This window comes from Arthrobacter sp. H14, from assembly GCF_000520495.1.
In the GTDB taxonomy this organism is placed as follows: Bacteria; Actinomycetota; Actinomycetes; order Actinomycetales; family Micrococcaceae; genus Arthrobacter_C.
Genome location: NZ_KI914623.1, coordinates 5,139 through 6,768 on the forward strand (window position 1 = coordinate 5,139; position 1,630 = coordinate 6,768).

At 64.2% G+C, this 1,630-nt stretch carries 2 protein-coding genes; both read left to right on the forward strand.

Annotated features, from left to right (window positions below):
• Window positions 1-441: flagellar biosynthesis anti-sigma factor FlgM (locus Y707_RS31190; protein ID WP_026534079.1), on the forward strand; the 441-nt coding region annotated here is incomplete at its 5' end.
• Window positions 442-1,000: 559 nt separating this feature from the next.
• On the forward strand, window positions 1,001-1,630 hold a 630-nt coding region (locus Y707_RS33395; RefSeq protein WP_442853274.1), incomplete at its 3' end, for an LGFP repeat-containing protein.

Genomic DNA, 1,630 nt, shown 5'->3' on the forward strand with positions numbered 1-1,630 from the left:
GCTGCCGCCACGCACACCGAACCCTCCGTCCGTCTCGCAACAGAAGCCAGCCAGACCGACCTGTACGAGACGGCCGCAACCTCATCAGACTCCGACGCCGAGCGGGTTGAAGCGGCACGGTCCGCGATCCGCACCGGCGAGTTCACGTGCGAGGAATTGGCCAGGGACGGCGAGCAGGAGCACGTCGAGACCCTGGCGACCGACGACACGAAAATCATTCAAGCCATCAATAATCTCGGCGACCTTGAGTCAGAGCAGCAGCCCTACTTCGGAAAATTCCTGGCCGAACAGCTGCACGAAGACGACCTGCAGTCCGAGGAGGCCCATCGGGCCGGACGCTACGCGGCCGAGCGTGCCCTTGACGTGGGCCAGGCGCCAGAGGATGCCTACGAGACGAATGACCCAAAGCATCCTGGCTACGCCGACCGCCTGGGTTTGTAACCACCGCGACCTGGAAGCTCCACTTAGAGAAAAGACTGCCCCATCATGAAACCCCTGCTTTCAGCCATTGCCCTGACCTTGGCGCTGCTAGGTGGATCACTCACCGTGGCCCCGCCCGCCGCGGCCGCCTCCCAGGTCACCAACCCTTGCAGCCGGCTCAGCAAAGGGCAGGTGAAGTATTCGGGCCACGGAGCCAAACGGGTCACCTTCGCCACGACCACCAGCCGTTCCAGAAGCGCCGCCCTGATCACCAGCTGCGCCCGGTCGGGGAACCGGTATGTCGAGAAATGGCAGAGTCGCGGTTATGTCGGATCCAACGGGTTCAAGGCCCCCGGCGTGCCGAGCGGGCACACCAAATACGAGTACTCACCGACCGGATCCTTCAGCGTCACGGAAGCATTCGGGCTGCGCAACCCGGGCACCAAGCTCAAATACCGGACCCTGAACCCGAAGTCCCGCTGGGGTGGCCGGCCCGGCAAGCTCTACAACAAGTACTTCCAATCCAGCCGCCATACCTGGCCGGACGAGGACATGTGGTATTTCGCCACCAGATCAACTGGTGACTACCGCCAGGGCACCGTCATCAACTACAACCGCGGACCCGGCGTACCCATCAAGCAGGGAGCGGGCTTCGCGATCTTCCTGCACACCAACCCGGTGCCCACCGCCGGCTGCATCTCGCTGCCGGAACGGACGGTCGTCAAGTTGCTGCGCTCCGCAACCAAAGGCGACCGGATCATCATGGGCGCCGTCGGCGACGTCTTCACACCGTATTCGAACGACCCCTTCGGGCACGTGGCCAAAAAGTACGCCGACTACGGAGGCCAGGTCACCCTTGGCAACCCCAACCACGAACCTCCGGAAGGGGCTGAAGAACCGCGGATCGGTACAGCACTTCGGCAGGGGCTCGATCCACCGCTCACCCGCATCCGGGGCGCACGTCACCTCCGGGCCTATGCGCAGCACCTGGAGAGCCAATGGGTGGGAGCGCGGGCCCCTCGGCTACCCGACGTCGGACATCATCAACGTCAGGGGCAGCGGGACCCGGCAAAACTTCCAGGGCGGATCCGTTGCCTGGTCCAAAGCCACCGGCTCACAGCCGATCATCGGAGCGTTCAACCGGACTTGGAAACGCGATGGCGCCCTGCGGAGTCGGCTCGGCTACCCGACATCCAAGCAACGCACCGGA